Here is a 25,784-nt window from a genome sequence, read left to right on the forward strand (position 1 = left end):
GAATTATAGGAAGCGATATACATCACTTGTATGTCTAATGGCTCAACGCGACATGCGTGAAGAAGCCTGGAGCAAAGCGGAGTTGAAGATAGACACGTATTTGACGTTGTATCCTCTGAATGAAGAGATGCATCAAATGCTGATGGTTGTTTATGCGAAAAGTGGGAAAAAGGAACGAATAGCTAAGCACTATACCAATTTTAAAGCATTGTATTTGAGAGAACTCGGCATAGAGCCTCCTGAGGAAATGAGTGCCAGCGTAGCGGCATATTTAAATTAAAAGCATAAACAAGACGGAATGCGTTCAATCGCTTTCCGTCTTTTTGTGTATATTCGACACGATCTTCCTTTTTGTGAGAAATTTGAGAGAGCGGCTCTATATACTTGGCAGGCAGGTATATAGTGCTATTCATTTTCATGACAGCCGGCGACCAGAAATCAACGAGATTTTCATACATGGGGTGAGGGTATTGTTAACACACAAGAGCAAATATCAACGGCAGAGACAGAATTCTGATATCCGCACAGATCGTGAATGGCATGTCAGGTGACCCAATTTTAGAAAAATATGGGAACGTAGTAGGATGAATAGATAGGGATATTTGGAATAAATCGTTGGAAGGGAGTCTGTCCCATGAGAAGAATCATGATTGTCGATGATGCCGCTTTTATGAGAGCACTGTTAAAAGATTACTTAATCACCCTCGGTCACGAGATTGTGGCAGAAGGCAGCAATGGGCAAGAAGCGATACAATTGTATAAGCGATATAAACCGGAATTAGTGACGATGGATATTACGATGCCTGAGATGGATGGGATTTCAGCTTTGAAAGAAATTATGAAGTTCGATCCTCGGGCAAGTGTCATCATGTGTTCGGCCATGGGGCAGCAGCAAATGGTGCTGGATGCCATACGAGCTGGTGCCAAAGACTTTCTGGTGAAGCCTTTTAGCAATGAAAGAATAGTTGAGGCTGTGGATCGTGTGCTTCTATCAAGAAAAGGCTAGATAACTGAATTAACTTAACAAAAAGACGTTCACTTACAAAGTGAGCGTCTTTTTGTTAATGTTCCCAGCGCCTTTACAATTTATTTACATGAGCATTACATGGAATTGACCCTTGCAACTTGGCATCAAGTTACACTGTGTACAAGTAACAAAGGGAATGTAGATTGAGGTTGATTCAAGCTCAACTCATCCAATATTTTCGCTCAGGAGGTTGTTGGTTGCTATGAAAGTTGAATTCCATTGTCACACCAAACTATCAGACGGTTCATATAAATTTGATGAGATCTTAGACTTGGCGATCCAAGAGGATGTTACTCATTTGGCAATAACGAATCATGATACGACGAGCGAATTACCTCAAATGATAAATAGAGGACTTGAACGGGGGATAGAGATCATCCCAGCGATTGAAATTTCGGGCTATGATTTTGATCGAAAGCGCAGAGTTCATATTCTTGGTTATTATATCGAGCCTGGGAACACGCAGTTAGAAATGTTCTGCAGTCCGTTACTAAAGAGACGTCACCTTGGCTGCCTCGAAGCGATAGATCGGCTGATTCAGGCTGGGTACACGATTACCCTGGATGAGGTGATGAAATATGCGGAAGGTGGAACGGGTATTTATAAGCAGCATATTATGCATGCTTTGATTGATCAAGGGTACACAACTACGATCTATGGTGATTTATATAAAAAGCTGTTTTCTCGCGGGCAGAACGGCGAACAGCCTGGTATTGCCTATATTCCAACGGAGTATGTCGATGCGTGTGATGCGATTCGTATGATTTTGCAAGCGGGTGGTGTTCCTGTGCTTGCGCATCCTGGCCAGTATGGGAATTTCGAAGCTCTTCCAGAACTGGTGGAGGCAGGGTTACAAGGCATCGAGGTATGGCATCCTCTTCATAATCAAGCACATGAACAATTGGCCATTGAGCACGCGCTCCACTACGGACTGATCCAAACCGGCGGATCCGATTTCCATGGCTTTTATGGGGAAAAAGAAGTTCTTCTCGGTAGTAAAAGTCCAGGCATAGCCGTAGTAAAAGAGCTCTGGGAACGCAAACTGGCATTAGTAGAGAAGACAAGTGTCGTGGAAAGGAACTGATTATTTGTGAAACACATCCATCAAACACAACCCAGCCTTCCGTTATCCTCAGAGCCAGCCATCTCCTCAAGTAGTCACCTTATACATAGTGACATTGGGGCTTGGGCATCTGTCGGACCTTACAATAAAATCCTTGAATCACAGCTTGGTGATTACACCTACACCATGGATGACGTGACAATTAATTATGCGGAAGTGGGCAAATTCACTTCGATTGCTTCCCATGTCTGTATTAATCCCGTTGATCACCCCATGGATCGCGTTACGCAGCATCATATGACATACCGGCGAGCTGCCTATGGATTTGCTGATGGGGATGATCAGGAAATATTTGACTGGCGTAGAGGCAGCCGAGTTACTATCGGTCATGATGTTTGGATCGGACATGGTGCGATCGTGATGAAGGGTGTCCATATCGGAACAGGCGCTGTCGTCGGATCCGGAGCTATTGTTACAAAAGATATCGAGCCCTATACCGTTGTTGTAGGAGTGCCAGCTAAACCGTTGAAACGTAGATTTCCACAAGAGGTTGTCGATCAGTTGCTGAAAATTGCTTGGTGGGACTGGCCTCGTGAAATATTAGAGGAAAGGTTCAATGAACTGAACGATCTATCCGCTTTTATTAGAAAATATGGATGATGAATGGAGGGAATTGCCTTGTCTGAAGAGATGGATATTATGGATCATCTTATCGTATCGATCCAATCTGGCAGATATGAGCCGCATGATAAATTGCCTTCTGAGAACGAGCTTGCTGATGCTTACAAAGTGCCCCGAATTACCGCTCGGAAAGCCTACGAACGGTTGCAAGAGCTTGGTTACATCTACTCCAAGCAAGGGAAAGGCAGCTTTGTGCAAGACAGAAACCTGCGTATCCCTTTGGTTCTAAAAACGAATAAGAGCTTTAGCCAGAAAATGACCGAGCTTGGCTATGAATATAAGTCAACTAATATATTCTGCGAGTCGATTGAATTCAACAATAAAATTTATGAGTCACTGGGCGTTAGTGAAAATGAACGTGTATTTAGAATCGGCCGTCTGCGAATCATTGACGGCAGACCCATTGCACTTCATATCTCATTCGTGGCAGAAACTTCATTTCCAGATATTGAACAAGAAGGTAAGGAGATTACCTCCATGTTCTACTACTATCAAAGTAAAGGTTATCTCCACTTAAAATCGTCGGAGACTACCTTGCGATTGGCGCATCCATCGAAATATGAGCGTGAGCTTCTATCTTGTTCCTCACTCATTCCATTGTTGGTCCTGGAATCGGAATGTATCGATGAAAAAACGGGTCAAACTTTGGAATATAGCAAAACGATGTATCGTGGAGATGTTTTTACCTATGTGATTTAGCCCTGATCTTTACACAAACTTAACTGCCGCTAACCTGGCAACAAGATAGAGTAGGTTTTGAGAAATAAACAAGTTAACAGGAAGGGGCTTTCAAATGAATCGAAAGCAACGGACAGAAATTTTGATCCATGGTTCAGCCCAACTTACATCAGCTATGGCGAATGACATTAAAAGCAAATATCATATCGCTGTTATTGAGGAGCCTAATCATGGTCTTGTGATGGTTCAGGTAAGAGAAACTGCACAGAAGAGCTTGTTTTATCTAGGAGAGGTGCTTGTAACGGAGTGCAAGGTTCGGATCGAAGGAGCCTTAGGAATGGGCATCATCAAAGGAGACGAACCAGACAAAGCCTACGAATTGGCTGTTATCGACGCGGCGTATGCAGCCAATTTGGAAGAAACGGCGTCTTGGTTAGTTGAATTGCAAAGGGAAAGTCTGCTTATTGCGTCATCACGCGAAGCGAAGCAAAGAAAGCTACTGCAAACCAAAGTGGACTTTGAAACGATGGATGAAGATTGAAAGGAGAGAATGAAAACATGCTAGATAAAGTTCACGACATCCAGACAGCATATCGTCATGTCATTGATGTCATGTCGAGGCCAGGAACGATTGCTGATCTCTCTGAAGAAGCGGGGAAGCTTAATCAGACGCTAGAGTGCTTAGCGGCAACTTCGATTCTAGCGCATATGCTGCTCGATACGGAGGTCACGTTCAAGGTAGTATCTGAACGTGAAAGCAAGATGGCTCATTTACTGAGTCAACTAACCTATGCCAAGGAAGCTGAGTTGGAGAAGGCGGACTTCATCTTTATCCTGCTTGATGCAGCTCCTGGGAGTTTGCTGCAAGCCCTTGAAGCGGCCAAAATCGGTGATCTGCAGGATCCCCACCGCTCCGCGACCATCATCATTGAAACAACTAGTTTATTGGCTCAAGGAATCAAGGTGCGGATGACCGGGCCAGGCATTCAGGCGGAAACGAAAATAGAGATCGCCATGAACGAAGATTGGTTGGATATCCGGACACAGCGAAATAGCGAGTATCCGTTAGGAATAGATTTGATTTTTGTGGATGATTCCCACCACATTTGGGCTTTACCTAGAACCACTCAGATTGTGAAGGAGGAGTTCTAATTATGGGTTATGTAGCGGTTAAAGGCGGTACACGTGCAATAGAAGAATCTCTGAAACGCATGCAGTTCGAACGTTTACGACTAGGGAAAGTACTGAGTGTCGATGCCATCGAAGCAGGAATGAGAGGGCTTATTGATCAAGTGATGTCGGAGAGCAGCATGTATAGTGAGCAGCTTGCGGCGCTTGCCATCAAACAGGCGGAGGGTAATCCGGAAGAAGCTGTCTTTCTACTAAGGGCATATCGTTCTACGCTCCCAAGAAAGCATTACTCCAGAACAGTGGCACCGGAGGAAATGCGCGTTGATCGAAGAATATCAGCTTCGTTTAAAGATATCCCTGGCGGGCAAATTTTAGGCGCATCTGCCGATTATTCACATCGTCTCCTAGACTTTGATTTAATGGATGAAACGGAAGATCAAGTAGCTGAATGGTTGGAATCCTATCAGCTTATAGATAGGAATGAGAAGGAAGATCTGGACGGACGACTACCCAAAGTATTGGATTATTTGAGAAAAGAAGGTCTCATTGCTGATTGTCCAATCGATAACACGGAACCAGACGATGTAACCCGCACGAGCCTGACGTTCCCGGCTTCACGAAGTGAGAAACTTCAGATATTGACCAGAGGTCAGACGGGCGCCGTCACTTCCTTAGCATATGCGGTTATCCGCGGCTACGGAATGGTTCATCCAACCGTTGGTGAATTACGAGTTGGTGATATTCCCGTATATATAGATACACCGCTGGACTCTTCTCACGAAGAGGAAGAATCCTATTATATCGGCGACATTAAGGTGACGGAAGTGGAGATGCTGGTTCCAGTTACCATGGTGAAAGAGAACGGCAGGAAGGAACTTCAACTAGAGTTCGGTTACGGTCTCTGTTATGGACAGAATGAAACGAAAGCAATTGCTATGAGCATTTTAGATAAAAGTCTTGAAAAGGGCGACAAGCTGATTCCGACGCAAAATGAGGAATTTGTCCTCTTCCATATTGATTCCGTAGAATCAACTGGTTTTATTTCTCACTTAAAGATGCCACATTATGTAACATTTCAAGCAAAGCTCAATGATGTTCGCAAGACGAGAAAACGCTCAGCTGATCCAAACCAGGAGGTGTAAAGCACATGCGAATTCAATACAACTTTGCATTTTTGGACGAAGGATCGAAGAGAGAAATCCGGCGTGCCACACTGAAGGCAATTGCAATTCCAGGTTACCAGGTTCCCTTTGCATCACGAGAGCTGCCGATCKGGCGCGGATGGGGAACAGGGGGCTTACAACTGACTTTGTCATTGATCGGGAAAAGCGATGTGCTTAAAGTCATTGACCAAGGCACMGATGAATCGGTTAATGCGGTAAGTATTAAGAAACTGATTCATAAGACGACAGGGGTTACTGCGGTTGAAGCTACTTCGGAAGCCACCCTTATTCAATCCCGTCACCGGATTCCGGAAATTCCGCTTACTTCGGAGCAAATTCTGGTTCTACAAGTTCCTATGCCTGAACCATTGCGCATGTACGAATCCAGTGAACGTGAAACAAAGCGGTTGCATGGGGAGAAAGACTACAGTGGCGCATGGTTGATGTTATTCGAACAAATAATGAAGTACCGCAGTGTGTCTACGGGGGCTGATCATCCTGTCATGGTGCATGATCGCTATGTGATGGCGCCAAGCCCGATACCCAAGTTCGATAATCATAAGTTGAATTACTCGGAAGCGTTAATTTTATTGGGAGCCGGTCGTGAAAAGAAAATTTATGCCGTTCCGCCCTACACACAAGTCGTTTCATTGGCATTCGACGATGTTCCGTTCGAGCCAGAATCGTTCTCCGATGTGTCTTGCAAGCTATGTGGAGCAACGGAAGTTTTCATGGATGAGTTATATAACGAAGAAGAAGATATTACGTTCTATCAATGCAATGATTCGAGCTATTGCTTGGATCGGTTGAACCAAAAGATTTTCTAAAGAGGAAGAGGAGGCGCTTAGATGAGCCCAATCGCACCCCCTATTATGCGTGTGAGCCATTTGGATAAACGATTCGGTACTGGCTGTGAACAGTGCAACAATCAGGAGCAAAGAAAGTTGGAAAATAACTACTGCAGGTCTTGCGGAACCGTCTATGCTTGTCAGGACATTTCGTTCGATCTATATCCCGGTGAGGTGCTGGGTATCGTTGGTGAGAGCGGAAGCGGGAAGTCGACACTCATGCGATGCCTTTATTTTGACCAAGAAGTCAGTGGTGGTGAGGCTTATCTGAAACCGTATCAACAAGGCGAGAGAAACCTATTTCAAGAATCATCTCAGCAAAAAAAGTATATCCGTAATCATCTTATGGGTAAGGTGTATCAAAATCCAGTTCTAGGCTTACGAATGGAATTCTCTTCGATCGGCAATATTGCCGAGAAAATGATCGCTGCCGGACATCGACAGGTATCAGCAATGGAAGCACGGGGAAGCGAACTCCTGGAGAAGGTTMATATTCCCGTATACAGGAAGATGGAAGTACCGAAGAACTTCTCGGGTGGCATGCAGCAGCGTGTTCAAATTGCCAAAGCCCTTTCCAATAATCCTCCGATCCTACTTTTGGATGAAGTAACGACTGGACTTGATTTATCTGTGCAAGCGAATGTGTTGGACCTTATCAAACACCTACAACGCGAATTGCAAATTAGTATGCTGCTTGTATCTCATGATCTTGGCGTCATTCGAATGTTGGCGGACCGAACCATGGTTATGTTGGATGGGCGTGTCGTTGAACAGGGATTGACGGATCAGATCCTTGAGGATCCGCAACATGCTTATACGCAGCAATTAGTGCACTCACTACTATAGAGAATCGAATTGTATAAGGAGGATTTGACATGTATCTGATAACGAACGGCATCTTGATTACGGAACATGCAATGTTAGAAGGTTATGATCTATTGGTGGTGGAGGATCGTATCGCACGTATAGCTCCTACAGGCGAGATCCATGTGGAAGATGGCGTGGAAGTAATTGATGCATATGGGGCCTATGTGGTACCAGGCATGATCGACATTCACTCGGATTACATTGAGCACATGACGGCGCCAAGGCCGACTTCCCTGTTTAACTTCAAGTTAAGCATACGCGAAACAGAAAAGGAACTCATCTCACATGGGATAACAACGATGTATCACTCCTTGTCAATCTTCAAGTCTGCGGATTATAAGTATCGTCCAATTCGCGAACCTGAAAATGTGCGCAAACTGATTGACTTGATTGAAGAGACGCACAATAGCAAGCATCTCATCCGCCATCGTTTCCATGCCAGATTTGAAATTGATAATGTAGATCAAATCGATAATTTAAAAAATTACATCCAAGAGGAGAAAGTACATCTCGTTTCTTTCATGGATCACACGCCAGGTCAAGGGCAGTATAGAGATCTTGAAGTGTATATCAAAAATGTGCGCGGCTACGATCATGTGAGTGATGAAAATATCGCGGTTCTACTCGCAAGTCATCAGACGAAGGAAAAGATGACAGAAGACGCGATTCGCGAGATCGCTGGAATGGCACAAGCAAGGAACATTGCGATTGCTTCGCATGACGACGATTCACTGGAAAAGCTGGATATCGTTCAAAGTTTTGGTACGACAATAAGTGAATTTCCGATCACGTTAGATATCGCTCGCAGAGCCAAGGAAAAAGGACTTCATACGGTTGCCGGTGCTCCTAACGTCATTCTAAGAGGCTCACACAGTGGTAATTTGTGTGCAACCGAAGCGATACAAGATGGCTGCATTGACATTTTGTGCAGTGACTACTATCCAGCATCCATGCTTCATGCGGTATTCCAACTGGCAGGCCCTCAGCGGCAAGACCTAGTGGAGAAGTTCAAATTGGTCACTCTGCACCCTGCTCAGGCTGTGAACATTGATGCAGATTACGGCTCCCTTCAGGAAGGTAAGAAAGCCGATCTGCTCTTCATAGAGCTTTTAGATATGGACGACTTCCCCGTTGTAACGACCGTTTTCGTTGACGGTAAATTAATACAAAAAACGAATTATAGGGATTAACAGGAGGTGAAAAGGGTATGGAAAACCTGCTGTCAATTGAACATTTGACCAAATCGTTTACATTGCACAACCTCAATAAGCATATTCCAGCGGTGGAAGATGTTAATTTGTTTCTGAAGGAAGGCGAGTTCATCGGTATTACCGGTAAAAGCGGTAGTGGTAAATCCACAGTCCTTAAATGTATTTATCGAACGTATTTGCCTAATGCTGGACACCTTTGGTATAACTCGGAGAGGTATGGCACCATCGATTTGGCTGCAGCGAGTGAGCGGAGCATCATTGAGCTTCGAAAGCATGAAATCGGGTATGTATCTCAGTTTCTGAATGTGATGCCTCGAACAACGGCAAGGGAGCTTGTACAGAATGCCATAGTGGAAATGGGACACCCAAGGGACTACGCCGAGGTGGAGACAATTAAGATCCTAGAGCACTTTGAGTTGGACCACAGTCTATGGGACAGCTACCCGGCAACCTTCTCTGGTGGGGAAAAGCTGCGGTTAAATATTGCTAGAGCGATGGTCAAGCGCCCGCGATTGTTGCTTCTCGATGAACCAACGGCTAGTCTCGATAACAGCTCGAAACTGAAGGTCAAGCTTCTAATCGAACAGTTGATGAAGCAAGGCACAACCATGCTGGGTATCTTTCATGACCTTGAATTTATGGAGAATTTGTGTGATCGGGAGTATCAAATAAGGAACGGTACATGTGCAGTAGCAGAGAAAACGAAATAACTTACAACATCTTAAAATTAGCGGAACATTCTGAAAATAAATGAGCACTATACTGGGCTTGTACGTAAAATACGATTGAGATGATCAGGAGGAGTTCATAAGTGAAAAAGATGATGTCGCTCATTATTTCAATATCTCTGGTTGCGGTTGTAGCTGGTTGTGGTTCCAAATCGGGAGAAACAGAAAAAGCTTCCGCGGTTGTAAAGACGAAAGACACCATCACGATGGTGTGGTATCCGAATGAGTCTGGTGCAGATTTGAAAAATGCACGGGATGAATTAGGGAAAGTGATTGAAACAGCGACAGGAAAGAAAGTTGAGCATAAAACAACTACGGACTACATCATTGCGATCGAGGCGATTGCTAACGGAAGTGCGGATGTTGCTTTTATGGGTCCACAAGGCTATGTGGAAGCCAATGCTAAAAACAAAAAAGTTCAACCACTTGTTGTTTCTAGCGGGGAGTCAGGAACACTGGATGATGCTGTTTACTTCAGTTGGATAAATGTACGTAAAGGTGAGGAAGCTCCCTATAAAAATAGCAATGGCTTTGGTATCGATCCGATAGCTGGCAAGAAATTCTCATTCGTTTCCAATTCCTCAACATCTGGCTTTAAAGTACCATCAGCTGGAATTATCAGTTATTTCAGCAAACAAGACAAATTCAAGAGTCTAACACCAGACGATTTGCTTCAAGGCGGTAAGGATAAGTTTTTCACTGAAGTGATGTACGGAGGCTCGCATCAAGGGTCTGCTGTGAATCTACTTACGGGCAAAGCAGATGTAGCAGCCTTCTGCGATACTTGTGTGGCTAATTATGTTGAGCTTGAATCTGGAACAGCTAATAAGCCAGGCGCTGTGTACAAAGTGAAACAGGGAGCAGCGGAACCTTTTAACACGCTAATTGGCAAAGAGTTTACGATTATCTCTTCTACACCGGTTCTTAACTCACCATTTGCTATCAATACGGGGACAATTAGTGTTGAGGATCAGAAGAAACTTCGAGATGTCTTTACTTCAGATGCAGTAACCAAGAATCCAATGGTGTTCCTGCCGAAAGATTCAAAGGATTCTGGCTTATTCAAGCAAAAGTCAGGTAAAGAAAAATTTCTACCTGTTGAAGATGCGTGGTTCAATCCAGTGAGAGAACTATCTAAGTGAGAAAGATGATTTCGCCGGCTTATATAACTTATTGAGGGAGCGCCCATGACAAAGTTATTGGAATTCAAGCAGGTGTCCAAACAATATGGGATAGGTACAAGCGCGTTATCAAATGTTAATTTTACAGTTAGAGAGGGAGAGTTCGTTTCGATTATCGGACCCTCCGGTGCAGGTAAGTCGACACTGCTTCGCTGCATGAACCGTATGATTGACGCCAGCAACGGTGAGATCATTTTTGACGGGGACAATATCATGGATTTTAACAATAGGGAATTAAAACGGCTGCGTACACGGATGGGCATGGTATTTCAACATTACAATTTAGTAAACAGATTAACTGTGATTGAGAATGTTCTTCATGGAAGACTTGGGTATAAGTCAACGTTGGAGGGAGTTCTCGGGCTGTATACGAAGGAAGAAAAGCACCATGCGTACGCTGTTTTAAAAATTCTTGGCATAGAAGATCAAGCTTATAAGCGATGTGACCAGCTAAGCGGCGGGCAAAGACAACGTGTTGGTATCGCGCGTGCGCTCGTTCAGGATCCCAAATTAATGCTCTGTGATGAACCGATAGCATCCCTTGACCCGAATGCCTCCAGAGTTATCATGGATCATTTGCGCAACATTTCATCCACGATGGGAATTACCATTATTGTTAACCTTCATCAAGTGGAAGTAGCGCTTAAGTATTCAGACCGGATTATTGGTGTGAACAAGGGGGAGATCGTCTACGACGGACCTCCTTCAAGCATTAAGCACCAGCAGTTATCCATGATCTACGGTGCAGATCTTGAGGAACATGCCGATAAGATGGAGAGCAGCTATGCAGGATAATTTCTTTCTCTACAAACGGATGAATACGATGCTCTTCTGTGCCATTATGATGGTCATTACGGTGATTGCCATAATCATTACGGAGTATAATGTCATTAAAGGCTTTACCTCGATACCGAAAGCAGCGGAATGGGCCTTTAACAATTTTTATCCCAATGAGAAAGCATTAAAAAAGCTTCCCGATATTGCAACAAGTCTGGTTGAAACGTTGCTCGTTTCCATAGCTGCAACTACGGTTGCCGCAATCTTCGCATTGTTATTCGCCATAGCTGGTTCCCATACAACGGGTGTCGGCGGAGTTTTCAGCTGGATCAGTCGATCCATAGCTACCTTATTTCGCAACATTGATGTTGCCGCATGGTCGATGATTCTATTGATTTCTTTTGGGCAAAATGTGCTAACGGGGTACTTCGCTCTGTTCTTCGGTTCGTTCGGATTCTTGACCCGTGCCTTTATGGAGTCCATTGATGAAGTAAGCAACAGTTCTGTGGAAGCTTTAAGGGCTACAGGAGCAAGCTATTTTTCAATTATTTTTCAATCGGTTATCCCTTCTAGTATGCCTCAATTGCTTAGTTGGATCTTGTTTATGGTAGAAACGAACATCCGACACGCTACTTTAATTGGCATTTTGACAGGAACGGGCATTGGCTTTCTGTTTAATCTCTACTACAAAAGCTTAAATTATAGCTCAGCATCTTTGGTTGTCATTTTCATCGTAATTACGATATTCCTTATAGAATCGGTTTCTAATTACGTCAGGAAGGTGATTTTGTAAATGGGACTTCAGGAAGCCATTAGAGCCGTCTCTGACAAGGATATGGAACGGTTTAAAGTTCTTCAGAAACGCAGGAGGACTATACCATTTAATAAGCAAGCCTTTGTGATTCGATTAACGTTATTGGTATTGGTCGGATTGACGATCTATGGATTTATTACATTTGATTACAAGGATATTCAAATGCTGCAAGCCATTTCTCAAACAGCTCTAACGATTAAGACGATGTTTTTTCAACCAAGTCTTCATCACTTTACGTTTATTGAGGCGCTTCAGCAAATCACGATTACGCTAGGACTAGCATTTCTAACAACTCTGTTTGGTGCCATTATCGCGCTATTTCTAGGCTTGTTGGCTGCCTCAAATCTAAGCAATCCGAAGCTGTCGCTCATCATTAAAGGTGTTGTGGCTTTCATCCGAGCAGTTCCAACGGTATTATGGGTGTTGATTTTTGCCATTGCAGCAGGTCTTGGAAGTGTGGCGGCCGTGATTGGCATGACGTTTCATTCTATCAGCTACTTGGTCARAGCTTATTCGGAATCATTCGAGGAACTGGATAAGGGAACGATTGAAGCCTTGAAGGCAAGTGGCGCAAATTGGTGGCAAATTGTTTTTCAAGCCGTGATTCCTTCTTCAGTCAGCTATTTAATTTCATGGACCTTCATGAGATTTGAAATCAATTTTGCAGTCGCGGTAGCAATGGGAGCAGCAGCAGGTGCTGGTGGTATTGGTTACGATATGTTCATGGCGAGTTCCTTTTATTATGATGTAAGAGAAATTGGGGCCATTACGTATTTTATTCTCGCTTTTGCCATTCTTATTGAAATCATTGCCTCGAGAATCAAGAAGAAATTAAGGGTTCATGCATGAAGCTTGCGGGAAATAGGAATCGAAAGTAACTAACGGCTGTCGTTCGGTGTTCATAACCGGGTGGCAGCTTTTATGTTAACAATAGTATGACGTAGTTTTAATCTCCAATTAACAGGTAGCTTGTATAGTATAAAGAGGGACCCGAATATACAAATAGGGAGATAACAACTATGGGCATTCATACTTATTTTAGGTCTTTAAATGAGCTAGAGAGAATCATTCGATGTMCAGGGAAGTTCAAGTTTGAAGAACATAGTGTCGCGGCTCATTCATGGAAAGTTGTTCAGTATGCCAAAACATTAGCGGATATCGAAGAGAAAAATGGTGCAATAATTAACTGGAAAAAGCTTTATGAAATTACCAGCAGTCATGATTATGGTGAAATCTTCATTGGAGATATCAAAACGCCTGTCAAGCATGCGTCACACGAGCTTCGATTATTGATACAACAAGTAGAAGAAGGAATGGTCTATAACTTCATTGAGGAACATATTCCCGCAGAGTTTAAAGAGACGTTCCATAAACAACTGCAGGAAGGTAAAGATGGTTCAATCGAAGGGCTCATTTTGGAAGTTGCGGATAAAATGGATCAAGTGTATGAGGCTTTTGCTGAGATCCAAAAGGGAAATACAGAGAAAGAATTCGTTACGATGTATCGAAATGCATTAATAAAAATCAAAAACATTGATTTATTCTGTGTAGACTATTTCTTAACTAACATTCTCCCCGATATGGTCAATGATGAGATGGTTTCACTTGTTGACATCAAAAGGATAACGGAAGAGGCGTTGGCTGACGTTCAAATCGAGGCAGGAAGATTGGGATATAGGGCAGGAAATCGAACGGTAGCCACGATGTCAGTGAATGAAGTGTATCAATCATGAACATACGTAAGGAAAAAGCATGTTCGATCAATGAGATCATTGATGAAACATGCTTATTTTTGTTCTGTCCGCAGGCAATTAGAAGGGGAATACACCTATTTCCAGCAGCTTGATGCCTGATCGGCATAGAAAGCGATAAGTCGTGCATACTAAACCAGGTAATTGGGGCGATGCACATTTCTTCGAAAGTTAACGTTGACGTTAACGTTTATTAGGATTATGATAATCACATAGCGATAGAAATCGATGTGGATGGGAGTGTATACATGGATAAATTCAAAATTGATGATGTAGCCAAAGAGAGCGGATTGACGAAGCGAACGATTCGATACTATGAGGAAATTGGCGTATTATTTCCACCAGAACGAAGTGAAGGCGGCATGCGCTTATACACGCGTAAGCATATCGAAAGATTGAGTCAAATCGTGAATGCCAGAGATGTCCTCGGATTTTCACTCATGGAGATTCAGGATTTCGTAGCGATTCGCGAGAAAATGGGCGAACAAAAAGAAGTGTATTTGAAAACCGGGGAAGCTGAGCAAAAGCTGCAGCAGCTAAAAGAGATGAAGATCATGGTTGACCAACAGCTAGATATGGTGGATCAGAAGCTCAACAAAATGACTGAATTTCGTAAGGAAATTGAACACCTTCAGAAACGAATCAACGATGGTATCACTAAAATGTCAACATAAAAGGAGTCTTTCGTAATATGCAACCTACAGCTACAAGTAAGGCCAATACGGCTGCAGAGCCGCATCAGAATGCGCAGAAAGTCAGTATGTTTAGTCAACCGAAAGCGGTATGGGCGGTCGTTTTCGCCAGTATTATCGCTTTCATGGGTCTCGGTCTTGTCGATCCGATTTTGCCCGCTATCGCTAAGAAGCTCCATGCTTCCCACAGTGATGTTACCTTGTTATTCACGAGTTATAACGCAGTCATGGCTGTAGCCATGCTGATCACAGGCGTCGTCTCGTCCCGCCTAGGCATCAAAAAAACACTGCTCGCTGGCATCGTCATCATTGCCCTCTTCTCGGCATTGGGTGGTATGTCAAATAGTATTTGGAGTCTTGTTTGGTTACGTGGGGGATGGGGGCTCGGTAACGCGCTATTCGTCGCTACCGCATTGTCCGCGATTGTATCTTTGTCCAAAACAGGCGTCGCACGTTCCATTATCTTGTTCGAGGTAGCCGTTGGTCTGGGGATCTCCGTTGGCCCGCTATTAGGGGGAGAGCTGGGTGCTATCTCATGGAGAGGTCCATTCTTCGGCGTAGCCGGTCTCATGGTCATTGCTTTCTTCCTGATTCTATTTATTATGCCTAAACCGCAAACGCAAATTCGTCCCAAAAAAGCTTCATTGGCCGATCCATTCCGCGCCTTGAAATTCAAAGCACTTCGTACATTCGGAATAGCAGCTTTTCTTTATAACTTCGGATTCTTCACCTTGCTTGTATATGCCGCATTAGTCTTGGGCAAGTTAGGATTGGATGAGCATCAACTTGGTTACGTCTTCTTAGGCTGGGGACTTATGCTTGCCTTTACCTCTGTCTTTACAGCGCCGAAGCTTCAGAAACGCTTTGGAACAGTGCCTTCCATGTGTGTTCAATTACTTCTATTCGCTGTTACTTTGTTTGTCATGGCAAATTGGACAACGGACAAAACCGTCATTATCATCGCAGTTATCGTCGCGGGTGCTTTCTTAGGAAACAATAATACCTTAATCACGACCGCAGTCATGAATGCAGCGCCCGTCGAACGACCAACGGCTTCTGCAGCCTATAGCTTCTTGCGTTTCATTGGAGGCGCAATCGCCCCTTTCCTTGCGGGTAAGCTAGCTGAATGGTTCAACCCGCATATGCCGTTTATTGTCGGTGGTGCATGTGTTGTTGTCGCGGTCATCTATCTTTGGCTGAACCGTCAGCATTTGAAACACGTGGATGAAGTCGAGAGCGCACATTAAAATATTCGGAGAGCCCGCTAACCAGCGAGGCTCTTTTTTGGGTTCTAGTCAAATTCACGGGATGGACATGCAAAATATTCAGGAATGTGGCGAAAGTGGGGAATCCCATTGTTTGAATTGTTCATAGAACTTGTGATAATTCACTATGAATCAGCCCATGAATCTTCTAACATTAGCCTCAGTTGGATATGGAATGGGGGTGAACATAAGGCTGACAGATGGATGTCTCAGTAGGATTGAAGCTCGACAACGGATGGTGGACAGAATATACAATATACGTGGAACGGAGGCAATAATCAGCAGTGGACGATTAATTAATTGAAGTGTGAAGCGAGGTATGGAGCGATTCCAGGCCTCGCTTTTTTTCTTGCATAATCGTCATAGAATTGATCACGTTCTTCCCTGAAATTATCATAGACAGTGCAGTAGCCGAAGGCTAACATGGTATCATAGCGCATAGTTGGCACTAGGTTGTCTTACAGGGGGGAACCGGCGATGTATAAAATTCTGGTCGTGGATGATGAACCGACAGTTAGTGCGGGGATTAAAAGTTATTTGATGAGATCAGAGCTAGGAATTGGGCATGTGGAAACAGCGCTGAACGGGTTCGAGGCATTGGATTGCTTACGCATGGACACCTATGATCTCGTATTGACGGACATACAGATGGGGATGATGAATGGCATCGAACTGATGGAAGCGATTCTTCTGGAGCAGCCGCATCTTCCGGTTATCGTCATTTCAGCCCATGAGAAGTTAGCTTTTGCCAAGAGAGCGCTCCGATTAGGTGCCAAAGATTATTTAATCAAGCCTGTAGAGTTAGTTGAACTGATGCGAGTTGTCGGCAAGGCGCTCCAAGAGAAGAAGGAAATGGGTAGGCTGACGCTGCAACGTCCAGAGGTGGATCGTAGTCAAGATGGTCATTTGCTCATAAAGAGGCACGAAGCGCTCATCGAATTGAGCGGGAAGATCGGGGCACGCACGTATGCGAATACGAAGGCATACTTCGATGATGTTTTGGTAACGAGATAATTAATGCAAAAAACTTCCAGTTTAGTTAACTGGAAGTTTTTTTATCGTTAAAGATGGAAACCAACCTGTTTGTTCCTCGTAAGAGGATAGTAGCTCTGTGATTAGATAATTTTTCCTATCAAGGCAAAGATTTTAAAACGTATCATTGAACTTATTCAGCAGCTCACCGAACCTTTGTTGATCTTCTTCAGTCCAATCATGGAGATGTTTCGTTAAATACTCTAAGCGAGCTTGCTTGTTCAATGCCAATTCCGCTATGCCGCTATCCGTGAGTTGCATGGAGTAGGCGCGGCCATCTTGCGGGTCCGGGATGCGATAGAGGTAGCCTTTTTGCTCCAGAGAAGCTGTTTGTCTGCTGATTGTCGACATGTCGAGTTGGAATTCCTCTGCCAAAGCTTTCACGCCGGCAGATCCATGTGTCGAAATCTGATGGAGCAATAGATAAGCCGCACGATCCAAATTGCCTACTTTTTTATTTGTAGTTGCAGCGATAAAGCGGCGAATGAATATGCCTAATTCAACTTCAATGGTTTCAATGGGATTTTTTGTCATTATCATAGACCTCTTTGTTAGGTGTTTGCAATCTTTTATGGTTGTATCGTAACATACACCGCATTATTTGAATATCTTCCAAAGTAGGGGTGATAGACTGTCTCTTAAGGATTGACTTCATCCGACATAGTTGTATAATGCAAGTATATAGTGTCATCATACTTCTTGTTTGAATAGAAGGCAACTATAGACGGGAGAGGACACAATTTGAAAGCTAAGGAAATCATGGTAAGTCAGGTGTATAAAGTAAAAGAAGGGGATACAGTTCGCGCGGTTATTGAGAAGTTTCTCATGCACCGAATTAGTGGACTTCCTGTTGTCAATGATCGGAATGAAGTTGTTGCTTACATCAGTGATGGGGATATTATGCGATATATCGGCAAGCATGATGATTATATATTTGGTTCGTATCTCTACACGGCTGTGATCAAAGGCGATAATGATGAATTTCAAGATCGAGTGCGCAACTTGCTTCCTTTGAATGTGATGAAAATAGCACAGAAGAAGGTGATTGCTGTAGATGCAGAAGAAGATATTGAGCAAATCGCAGCGATTTTGGGGAAAAAACGAATAAAAAAGCTACCCGTTCTGAGAAGAGGCGTGTTGGTAGGCATTATTAGCAGRGGAGATGTGATTCGGCATTCCTTCCAGTCCATTTTATGAGATGTAAATGAAAGGAGCTATCTGTATGTTGGAGCGGCTCAGGCATAGATTATTTTTATTTCCATTATTTATTGTGATTAAAATTTATGTAGCTTGGATGATTTTATTTGAAACAGGACCATCGGCAAGGATTCTTTTGACAGAAATACCGGCGATCTTAATTACGTATTGTGTGGTTGAATATGTTGTCAAAAAGCATAAACTCGCTTGGTATCTCGCAATTGACCTCATAATAACCATTTTGTTTTTTGCACTTGTTATTTATTATAAGCATTTCGGAGTTATCGCTACGTATCACGTTTTAACCCAAGCCAAGCAAGTCGGTGCGGTCAAAAAGAGTATATTCTCTGTGATTGAGCCCCAGTATTTGCTGTTCTTCTTGGATATCGTGATTGTTGCTTTCTTTGCATTTTTCAAGCCGAAAACGAGAGAATGGAAGCCTCTTAGCTTGAAAATCGTGGCTAGTGTCGCTTGCTTCTCCTTATTACTTTGTGCACTTAGTGTGATTCCTAACCGCAGTTCATTCAATGAGAATGTGAAGGCGTCCAAAATGGGCATATTAAACTATGAAATGTATAATCTGCTTTCACAGAAGAAAGAAGAGATCATTAGCCCAGATCAAATTACACAGTCTGCGATCGACGATTTGAAAAATAAAGTTGCTGTCGTGGAACCAACGTTACATGGCGCAGCGAGTGGTAAGAATTTGATCATCATTCAAATGGAGTCCTTCCAGAACTTCCTCATCGGTTTGAACATTGATGGGACTGAAATTACCCCCAACCTGAACCGGTTGGCTGAATCCAGCTACTATTTCCCAAAATTTTATCAGCAAATTGGTCAAGGGAATACATCGGATGCCGAATTTATCGTGAACACGTCGTATTACGTACCACCAGATGGCGCGGCTACACAAGTCTACGGGAAGAAAGATTTACCCAGTCTTCCGAAGCTTCTTCAGAAGCAAGGCTACACAACGATGAATTTCCATACAAATGAAGTTGGTTTCTGGAATCGGGATGATTTATATCAAGCCATCGGCTATGATCGCTATTATGACAAGCAGTTTTTTAAAGATGAGGATGCTTTCTTCTATGGCTCGTCGGATGAAGTATTGTACAGGAAAACAGCGGAAGAATTAGCATCGTATCAAAATCAAGGCACACCTTTTTACGCGCATATAATCTCCATGAGCTCTCATAACCCTTTTACCATACCGGAAGAAAAATATAAAATGACCTTGCCTGAGCGGTACGAAGGCACCTTCGTTGGTGACTACATTCGCGCAGAGAACTATGCAGACTATGCACTTGGATTGTTTATCGAGGATTTGAAGAAACGGGGGATTTGGGAGAACAGTGTCGTCGTGATCTACGGTGATCACCGCGGGCTTCCCTTATTTTCTCTAAAAGCGGATGACAAACATTTGATGACGGAAATACTAGGTCATGAATATAGCGAAAAGGAACTCATTAATATTCCTCTTATCATTGCATCGGAAGGCGTGACCACACCGAAAGTGCAAAGTCAGCTCGGTGGTCAAATTGACATTCTACCTACGGTTGCCAATCTTCTAGGCGTGTCATTGACAAACTATATACACTTTGGTCAAGATTTACTTAACCAGACGGCCTATAATTTATTGCCACAACGTTATTACTTGCCAACTGGCTCATTTGTAAATAAGGAAGAACTTTTCATGTCGGGCAAAGGTTTCGAGGATGGCAATTATTATACGCTTGCCGGCAATGCCAACGACCATCAATCAGCAACCGAAGATGAATTTAATCATGCGTTAAAGCTTTTGCAATTATCCGATAGTTATGTATCCCAACTCCCCGATCGTGTGGAGCCTGATTAACCTAAACCGCCTTGCGAATCTCGCAAGGCTTTTTTCATGCGTGCGAATGGCGGCCCTGTGGATTAAGTTAAGGTGATGGCATCAACTTATCTTGGGCTTTTTGCTGTTCTTGCTTGGAATAAAGTGATGACATAAAGTTAAAGTATTAAATTCTGAGAAAACGTCAGCTTATGGAGTTCTTAGCGTTATCGCGTAACGTTAATTGTAGCTGGGGAGCCTGTTGGAGCCGATTAGCGTTATACTATAACGTTATATGATGCCGCTGCACGGCCATGTTGTCTAAACGGTAGGTGCGAATGCGACTAGAGCCTGATGCAGGAAGCAGCAGCTTGGATTGGACTAACTCGTGAAGTAATTTACGTGCGTGCTGTCCCTTGATCCCAAGCAGATCACATATCTCCTGAGGCATGAAAGGTCTCTGTATTTGTATAGCGAATCGAAGAATTTCCCTCTGCTTTAATGAGAGTTTCAGTTCCGTGGTCACGCCACCACCGTATAGTTTTCCTAACACTTGCTGGATGAGTTGCTGACAGCGCCGAGGCTTCTCCTTGATCGCGTCAAGAGGGAAACGATAAATTTGCCAGCCGTCTAGCATCAATTGGTTTTGTCTTTCGCGCTCATACTCAAAGCTTCGACGGGTTACATGTTTGGCATGCGAGCTGAAGTCATCGACTTCCCAATTAATTAAATAGGTGGTCATGTACAAATAACTTCTCATTGTGAGCATGACCTTCATTTAATCGACGGAGAGCTTCGCCAGTAAGATTTTTCCTCTGTTTTTCCAACCATGATTCGTATAGTTCCAAGAACATTCCCCCTCAGCTGCTACGACAAAAAACACMGCGCCTTCCCCGAGTAGGGAGGGAGCGGTGTGCTTCACGCGCGTCTATAAGTAATATCTACTATAGAGGAAAAGGAGCATATTGTCACTAGATATAAAAGCGTTATTAGGTCACTCTATGAAAATCGTGTAGGCACTCATTCCTTTGAATTTATAGGGCGTGAACCCCACATGCTTCTTAAACAGTTGGCAGAAGTAGGAAAAGTTCCCCAATCCAACAGCCTCACCAATATCTTGCACGGACATATCTGTTGTTCGCAGAAGCCAACAAGCTTGTCGGATTCGACGTGCGGTCAAATATTCGGTAATGGTGCTGCCGATGGATTGATGAAAGGTAGCAGATACATGATTAGGCGTCAAGTGAACAGACGCTGCGAGTTCTTCAAGCTTGAAGGGCTCCATGTAGTGCGCTTCAATCCAAGCGAGCATTCGCTCGGCAGTTGATGAGCTTCTACCTGAAAGATGCGGCACAGAATCGGATCGCTTCTCGGAATTCGTACGAAGCTGGTGTATGAAAGCCGTAAGGAAGAGTGTCTGCTCTTCCAGCAGTCGTTCGGGTCCTCGTTCCTTGGCCGCATCCAGTCGAGGCATATAGCAACGCAGCAAGATTTCAAGCTCACGAAGACTTTCACTCCGGAATGCCTGCGGCATAAGCGGATCCTTCCATAGCTTCATGAGGAACTCGCGCAGCGTTGGAAAAGTAGAGAGCGCTGCCTCTAGGATAGCGGGCTCAAGGACGAAAAGCGAGCGGATGTAATTGTCTTGTGGCAGATTGTGAATACGAATGCGATGTAATTGAAAGGGTCTAAAGCAAAAAATAGAGCCGGGTTTCAGCTCGACAATTTGTTGTTCTATTACGACGATCCCAGTGCCTTCATGCACGACAAGTAGCTCCATTCCCTGATGAGCATGAAATACTTCTTCGAAGGCGTGTGTACGATCTTTGAAAAACGACAATTGCACCGGGTGCACGTTTAAGTTCATGTAATTCATCAGCTTCATAAGAGATCACCTCATCGTATTCTAACAACATTTTATCATAAGAGGCATAAACTTTTATGTTCTTTTTTTTGATACGATGGAGTTAAGTGAATGCGCAACTAGGAGGAGACACGTAACATGTTGAAACAACGTTTAACAGAGCAATGGGAGCATTATCGCGGTTCCTTAGGCGGTGTTTGGGAGGTGTGGCGTTCAGATAAGCTGCAAAATCATTATAATGTCCCGTGGGAATCGGTCACGCTTCCACACACGTACAACGGGACCGATGTGATGGATCCCGATCATAAATATTATCAAGGACAAGGCTGGTATCGCAACAAATTGGAGGTACATAACCCTTATCCGAAGGGGAGAACGCTGCTGCATTTTGAAGGCGCAGGGCAACGTACGGATGTGTATGTTTATACGGAAAAGGTGGATTCCCACCTGGGCGGATACGACGAGTTCACGGTCGATATTTCTGAAGCGATGACGCGCTCCAAGGAGATCGAGCGATATGCGGGGCGTGTGCCGGTCGCGATTGCTTGTGATAACAGCCGAGAATTGGAGACGATTCCTTCGGATGCGAGTGATTTCAATCTGTATGGCGGTGTATATCGCTATGTGAATCTTGTTTATGTGCCGCAGATTTCTTTGGCTCAGGTACATGTAGAGACTGTTGTGGAAGATGTGTCTGCACAAACAGCTGGAATCGGGAAAGTAAAAGTACAAGCTAAGTTGTACAATCCTGACCAACTCGCGGAGAATATCAAGCTCACGATTGTGCTGAAGCAGCGAGATGGAGCAATTGTCGGCCAAACGGAGATTTCTTTACCGGCGTGGCAGGATGAGAAGGAGATCGCGACCTTTGAGGTGGAGAATCCACATCTATGGTCCGTCACAGATCCTTATTTATTCGACTGCTCCGTTGCCCTCGTCTGTGCGGATGGCGAAACGACAAGTCAAGAACGGTTCGGCTTCCGAACGTTTGAATTTGTGAAGCAAGGTCCGTTTAAGCTGAACGGCGAGCGTCTCTTGCTGCGCGGTACACATCGGCATGAGGATCATGCAGCAGTAGGGGCTGCGATGACAGAGGAAATGCTGCGTGAAGAAATGCAACTTATTAAAGACATGGGCGCGAATTTCATCCGCCTAGGACATTATCAGCAGTCTCGCATCGTGCTGGATCTATGTGATGAATTGGGCATTCTCGTTTGGGAGGAAATTCCATGGTGCCGCGKTGGAYTAGGTGGTCCGGAGTATCGTCAACAATGTATCGATATGCTAACGGCGATGATTGAACAGCATTACAACCACCCTTCCGTGATTTTATGGGGATTAGGCAATGAGAACGATTGGGAGTGCGATTTCGATCATTTTGATCAGCAAGAGATTCGCACTTTCATGAAAAAGCTGCACGATCTGTCGCATGAGTTGGATCCAAGCCGATTAACTGCGATCCGTCGATGTGAATTTTGCAAGGATATCATCGATGTGTATTCGCCTTCCATTTGGGCAGGCTGGTATCGTGGCGTGTATACCGACTATGAATCAAGTTGTCAGACGGCTTTTGAGAATGTGGATTCTTTCTTCCATATGGAGTGGGGAGCGGACAATTTGCCAACTCGGCATGTGGAGAAACCGTTCACGGGCTTTGCTTTTATGAAAAAAACAGATGGCGTCACGGATGAGCGTGATGGGGATTACTTATTAACGGGGGGCGAACCTCGCGTATCACGAGATGGCGATTGGTCGGAAACGTATTTCTGCGAAATGATCGATTGGTACTTAAAATCGCAGGAGAAGATGGATTGGCTGACGGGTGCGGCGCAGTGGTCTTTCAAGGATTTTGCGACACCGGTACGGCCGGATTCACCGATTCCGTATTTGAACATGAAGGGTATCGTCGAACGTGATCTCACGCCGAAAGAAGCCTTCTATGTGTTCCAATCCTACTGGTCAGACAAGCCGATAGTTCGTATTTATGGTCATACGATGCCGATTCGCTGGGGCGCGGAGGGCGAACGAAAGCTGATCAAAGTGTACTCGAACGCCGAACAAGTTGAGCTTTTTCTAAATGGAGAGAGTTTGGGTGTGAAGCAGCGCGATTCGCAAGATTTTCCATGCGCGGGTCTTCGGTGGGAAACGGAGTTGACCGCGGGTGAATATCATCTGCGCGCGGAAGCTTTCTGCAACGGCGAGATTGTAAGCGACGAGCTGCAATTCACGTATCAATCGGATGCGTGGGGTGAACCGTCAGAGATTCAAGTAAAGACGGAAACTTTAGACGATGGACGCGTTTACGTAGAAGTCGGTGCGTATGATGCAAATGGAATCTTTTGTCCCGATGCAGCTAGGTTTGTCCGTTTTGGGATAGCTGGGGATGGGAAGCTGCTCGATAATCTCGGTACGATTCGTGGTTCGAGACAAGTTCAGCTTGCTAGTGGGCGTGCAGGAATTTATGTTAATCCGATTGGTGGATTACCTGCGGGTATGACGGTTACGGATTTCGTAAGTGCAGGTGGCCCAGCATCATCACTGGCTTCCTTAGGGAATAGAGATGTTCAGTGGAAATACACATCCGTTGTCAGTGCTGCATGTGAAGGTATGTCTACGGTAACAGCAGTCATAGAAGTTGTGAAGTAACCATTTTGAGGAGGCGTATAAAATGAGTGAACTTATGAATGCAGCAAAATGGCATAACGCACAGAAGCTAGAAGATATTTTGCCGGAAGTATGGAAAGAGCTGCAAGTGAAGGTTGATCGGATGATCGAGCAAATTGGGGAGAAATCTCCGCATGTTGCCAAAGAAGACGGCGTCTATGATGATATGCGGATCGATTGGTGGACGTCAGGTTTCTGGCCGGGCATTCTTTGGATTATGCATGAGATGACTGGACAAGCGCACTACAAGGAAGCAGCCTGGGAGTGGGATGGTAAGTTTGAGCAAAAAAGTATTCAAGATAATAATTTTCATCATGACGTCGGTTTCCAATACTTGCCGACAGCGGTCATTAAACATAAGCTGACAGGTGATAAAGATGGTTTGCGTCGTGGACTGCAAGCAGCCAATTTCCTGGCAGGCCGATTCAACATCGCAGGTAACTTCCTTCGCGCGTGGAACCAAGACAAGTTAGGTTGGTCGATCGTCGATTCCACGATGAATCTGTCCATTTTATTCTGGGCAGCCGAGACGACAGGGGACCCGCGCTTTGAACATATCGGAAGAGCACAAGCCGACACGGTTGTTCAGAAGTTCATCCGGGAAGATGGCTCCGTGAACCATATCTTGAGCTTTGATCCGAAGACAGGCGAGCTGATTGAATCGCTTGGTGGTCAAGGTGCCGGCCCGCAATCGGCTTGGAGCCGAGGCGCAGCGTGGGCCTTGCACGGATTGGCCAATGTGTATCGCTTCACAGGAGACACAAAGTACTTAAAAGCAGCTCAGCGTGTGGCGAATTACTTCTTGGCATGCCTGCCTGCAGATCACGTGGCACACTGGGATTTCCGTGCGGATGCGTCGCTGGATAACGAGCCAAGAGATACATCTGCCGCTTCCTGTGCCGCTTCCGGGTTGATTGAGTTAGCGACTTTCCTGCCGCCAAACGAAGGTGCGATGTATCTCCGTGCAGCAGAAGAGATGCTGCTTTCACTTACAGTGAATTACGGTACGTGGGATAAGCCCGAACACCAAGCTATTCTACTCGAGGGAACAGGGAATAAACCTGCTKATTCGAATGTGAACGTATCGCTCATCTATGGCGATTACTATTACGTCGAAGCGCTTGCTAAGCTGGTCGGTTGGAAGCAGCGGATATTTTAAGGAAGTGAAAAATGAGCTAAGCGGCATGTTGCGCTTAGCTCATTTTTTGCGAAAAGGGCCGAAGTCTCATGCCCCCTGCACGCTTTAGTGATGAAAAACATCACTAAAGGCGCGAAAAGGGCCGGAATTATCGGTCCCCGCACGCTTTAGTGATGAAAAATATCACTAAAGG

26 protein-coding genes and 1 pseudogene are annotated in these 25,784 nt (G+C 44.5%); 24 read left to right on the forward strand and 3 right to left on the reverse strand.

All coding sequences use genetic code 11. The features are described 5' to 3' along the window. The 20 genes and pseudogenes from AC1DLM_RS27145 to AC1DLM_RS27240 all read left to right on the forward strand — a co-directional run. The coding region (locus AC1DLM_RS27145) for a bacterial transcriptional activator domain-containing protein (RefSeq protein WP_477571704.1) at window positions 1-280 on the forward strand (280 nt) is incomplete at its 5' end. Between the two features lie 354 nt (window positions 281-634). Then, window positions 635-1,006, forward strand: a complete 372-nt coding sequence (locus AC1DLM_RS27150) for a response regulator (RefSeq protein ID WP_441987100.1) — start codon at window positions 635-637, stop codon at window positions 1,004-1,006. 223 nt (window positions 1,007-1,229) lie between these two features. Continuing rightward, window positions 1,230-2,111, forward strand: coding sequence for a PHP domain-containing protein (locus AC1DLM_RS27155; protein WP_441987099.1), 882 nt, complete (start codon window positions 1,230-1,232; stop codon window positions 2,109-2,111). 6 nt (window positions 2,112-2,117) lie between these two features. Continuing rightward, window positions 2,118-2,750 carry a DapH/DapD/GlmU-related protein gene (locus AC1DLM_RS27160; RefSeq protein WP_441987098.1) on the forward strand — a complete coding sequence of 211 codons (633 nt, stop codon included), beginning with the start codon at window positions 2,118-2,120 and terminating at the stop codon, window positions 2,748-2,750. Between the two features lie 18 nt (window positions 2,751-2,768). Then, window positions 2,769-3,470 (forward strand): GntR family transcriptional regulator, encoded by a 702-nt coding sequence (locus tag AC1DLM_RS27165; RefSeq protein ID WP_477571705.1) that lies wholly within the window; start codon window positions 2,769-2,771, stop codon window positions 3,468-3,470. 94 nt (window positions 3,471-3,564) lie between these two features. Further along, window positions 3,565-3,990, forward strand: coding sequence for a phosphonate C-P lyase system protein PhnG (phnG, locus tag AC1DLM_RS27170; protein WP_441987096.1), 426 nt, complete (start codon window positions 3,565-3,567; stop codon window positions 3,988-3,990). 17 nt (window positions 3,991-4,007) lie between these two features. Then, window positions 4,008-4,601, forward strand: a complete 594-nt coding sequence (gene phnH, locus AC1DLM_RS27175; RefSeq protein ID WP_477571706.1) for a phosphonate C-P lyase system protein PhnH — start codon at window positions 4,008-4,010, stop codon at window positions 4,599-4,601. Window positions 4,602-4,603: 2 nt separating this feature from the next. Next, the gene (locus AC1DLM_RS27180; protein WP_477571707.1) at window positions 4,604-5,722 is read left to right on the forward strand and encodes a carbon-phosphorus lyase complex subunit PhnI; all 1,119 of its coding nucleotides are present in this window, start codon (window positions 4,604-4,606) and stop codon (window positions 5,720-5,722) included. A 5-nt stretch (window positions 5,723-5,727) separates the two neighbouring features. Then, complete coding sequence (locus AC1DLM_RS27185; RefSeq protein ID WP_477571708.1) at window positions 5,728-6,570, forward strand: alpha-D-ribose 1-methylphosphonate 5-phosphate C-P-lyase PhnJ; 843 nt, start codon at window positions 5,728-5,730, stop codon at window positions 6,568-6,570. A gap of 21 nt (window positions 6,571-6,591) precedes the next feature. After that, window positions 6,592-7,437, forward strand: coding sequence for an ATP-binding cassette domain-containing protein (locus tag AC1DLM_RS27190; protein WP_477571709.1), 846 nt, complete (start codon window positions 6,592-6,594; stop codon window positions 7,435-7,437). Window positions 7,438-7,466: 29 nt separating this feature from the next. Continuing rightward, window positions 7,467-8,648, forward strand: coding sequence for a phosphonate metabolism protein PhnM (phnM, locus tag AC1DLM_RS27195; RefSeq protein WP_477571710.1), 1,182 nt, complete (start codon window positions 7,467-7,469; stop codon window positions 8,646-8,648). A gap of 17 nt (window positions 8,649-8,665) precedes the next feature. After that, entirely contained in the window at window positions 8,666-9,379 is a 714-nt protein-coding gene (locus AC1DLM_RS27200; RefSeq protein ID WP_441987090.1) for a phosphonate C-P lyase system protein PhnL, read from the forward strand. Window positions 9,380-9,480: 101 nt separating this feature from the next. Beyond that, a complete protein-coding gene (locus AC1DLM_RS27205) occupies window positions 9,481-10,539 on the forward strand; it encodes a phosphate/phosphite/phosphonate ABC transporter substrate-binding protein (protein WP_441987089.1) in 1,059 nt (352 codons plus the stop codon). Window positions 10,540-10,584: 45 nt separating this feature from the next. Then, window positions 10,585-11,373 (forward strand): phosphonate ABC transporter ATP-binding protein, encoded by a 789-nt coding sequence (gene phnC, locus AC1DLM_RS27210; protein WP_477571711.1) that lies wholly within the window; start codon window positions 10,585-10,587, stop codon window positions 11,371-11,373. Continuing rightward, the gene (locus AC1DLM_RS27215; protein ID WP_477571712.1) at window positions 11,363-12,148 is read left to right on the forward strand and encodes a PhnE/PtxC family ABC transporter permease; all 786 of its coding nucleotides are present in this window, start codon (window positions 11,363-11,365) and stop codon (window positions 12,146-12,148) included. The genes phnC and AC1DLM_RS27215 overlap by 11 nt, the downstream gene beginning before the upstream one ends. Beyond that, entirely contained in the window at window positions 12,149-13,018 is an 870-nt protein-coding gene (locus AC1DLM_RS27220; protein ID WP_477571713.1) for a PhnE/PtxC family ABC transporter permease, read from the forward strand. Window positions 13,019-13,188: 170 nt separating this feature from the next. Then, window positions 13,189-13,812: pseudogene (locus tag AC1DLM_RS27225) on the forward strand (YfbR-like 5'-deoxynucleotidase); the annotation flags it as partial. 356 nt (window positions 13,813-14,168) lie between these two features. Further along, complete coding sequence (locus AC1DLM_RS27230; RefSeq protein ID WP_441987085.1) at window positions 14,169-14,594, forward strand: MerR family transcriptional regulator; 426 nt, start codon at window positions 14,169-14,171, stop codon at window positions 14,592-14,594. Window positions 14,595-14,611: 17 nt separating this feature from the next. Further along, a complete protein-coding gene (locus tag AC1DLM_RS27235) occupies window positions 14,612-15,859 on the forward strand; it encodes an MFS transporter (protein WP_477571714.1) in 1,248 nt (415 codons plus the stop codon). 495 nt (window positions 15,860-16,354) lie between these two features. Next, window positions 16,355-16,891, forward strand: a complete 537-nt coding sequence (locus AC1DLM_RS27240) for a response regulator (protein WP_477571715.1) — start codon at window positions 16,355-16,357, stop codon at window positions 16,889-16,891. 132 nt (window positions 16,892-17,023) lie between these two features. Here the strand turns inward: AC1DLM_RS27240 and AC1DLM_RS27245 are convergent, their stop codons facing one another. After that, complete coding sequence (locus tag AC1DLM_RS27245; protein ID WP_477571716.1) at window positions 17,024-17,443, reverse strand: MarR family winged helix-turn-helix transcriptional regulator; 420 nt, start codon at window positions 17,441-17,443, stop codon at window positions 17,024-17,026. 207 nt (window positions 17,444-17,650) lie between these two features. Here AC1DLM_RS27245 and AC1DLM_RS27250 point away from each other — a divergent pair, with 207 nt between their 5' ends. Together AC1DLM_RS27250 and AC1DLM_RS27255 are read left to right on the forward strand one after the other, a co-directional pair. After that, a complete protein-coding gene (locus AC1DLM_RS27250) occupies window positions 17,651-18,106 on the forward strand; it encodes a CBS domain-containing protein (protein WP_171629389.1) in 456 nt (151 codons plus the stop codon). Between the two features lie 25 nt (window positions 18,107-18,131). Next, window positions 18,132-19,967, forward strand: a complete 1,836-nt coding sequence (locus AC1DLM_RS27255) for an LTA synthase family protein (protein WP_477571717.1) — start codon at window positions 18,132-18,134, stop codon at window positions 19,965-19,967. Between the two features lie 241 nt (window positions 19,968-20,208). Here the strand turns inward: AC1DLM_RS27255 and AC1DLM_RS27260 are convergent, their stop codons facing one another. Together AC1DLM_RS27260 and AC1DLM_RS27265 are read right to left on the reverse strand one after the other, a co-directional pair. Then, window positions 20,209-20,667, reverse strand: coding sequence for a hypothetical protein (locus AC1DLM_RS27260; RefSeq protein ID WP_477571718.1), 459 nt, complete (start codon window positions 20,665-20,667; stop codon window positions 20,209-20,211). A 252-nt stretch (window positions 20,668-20,919) separates the two neighbouring features. After that, window positions 20,920-21,810 carry a helix-turn-helix domain-containing protein gene (locus AC1DLM_RS27265; RefSeq protein ID WP_477571719.1) on the reverse strand — a complete coding sequence of 297 codons (891 nt, stop codon included), beginning with the start codon at window positions 21,808-21,810 and terminating at the stop codon, window positions 20,920-20,922. A gap of 117 nt (window positions 21,811-21,927) precedes the next feature. On the opposite strand from AC1DLM_RS27265, the gene AC1DLM_RS27270 reads away from it, so the two are divergent. Together AC1DLM_RS27270 and AC1DLM_RS27275 are read left to right on the forward strand one after the other, a co-directional pair. After that, window positions 21,928-24,435, forward strand: a complete 2,508-nt coding sequence (locus tag AC1DLM_RS27270) for a glycoside hydrolase family 2 TIM barrel-domain containing protein (RefSeq protein ID WP_477571720.1) — start codon at window positions 21,928-21,930, stop codon at window positions 24,433-24,435. Between the two features lie 22 nt (window positions 24,436-24,457). Beyond that, on the forward strand, window positions 24,458-25,612 hold the full coding sequence (locus tag AC1DLM_RS27275) for a glycoside hydrolase family 88 protein (protein ID WP_477571721.1): 1,155 nt from the start codon (window positions 24,458-24,460) through the stop codon (window positions 25,610-25,612). Window positions 25,613-25,784 lie beyond the last annotated feature (172 nt).

It is taken from the genome of Paenibacillus sp. 01T442, assembly GCF_056398345.1.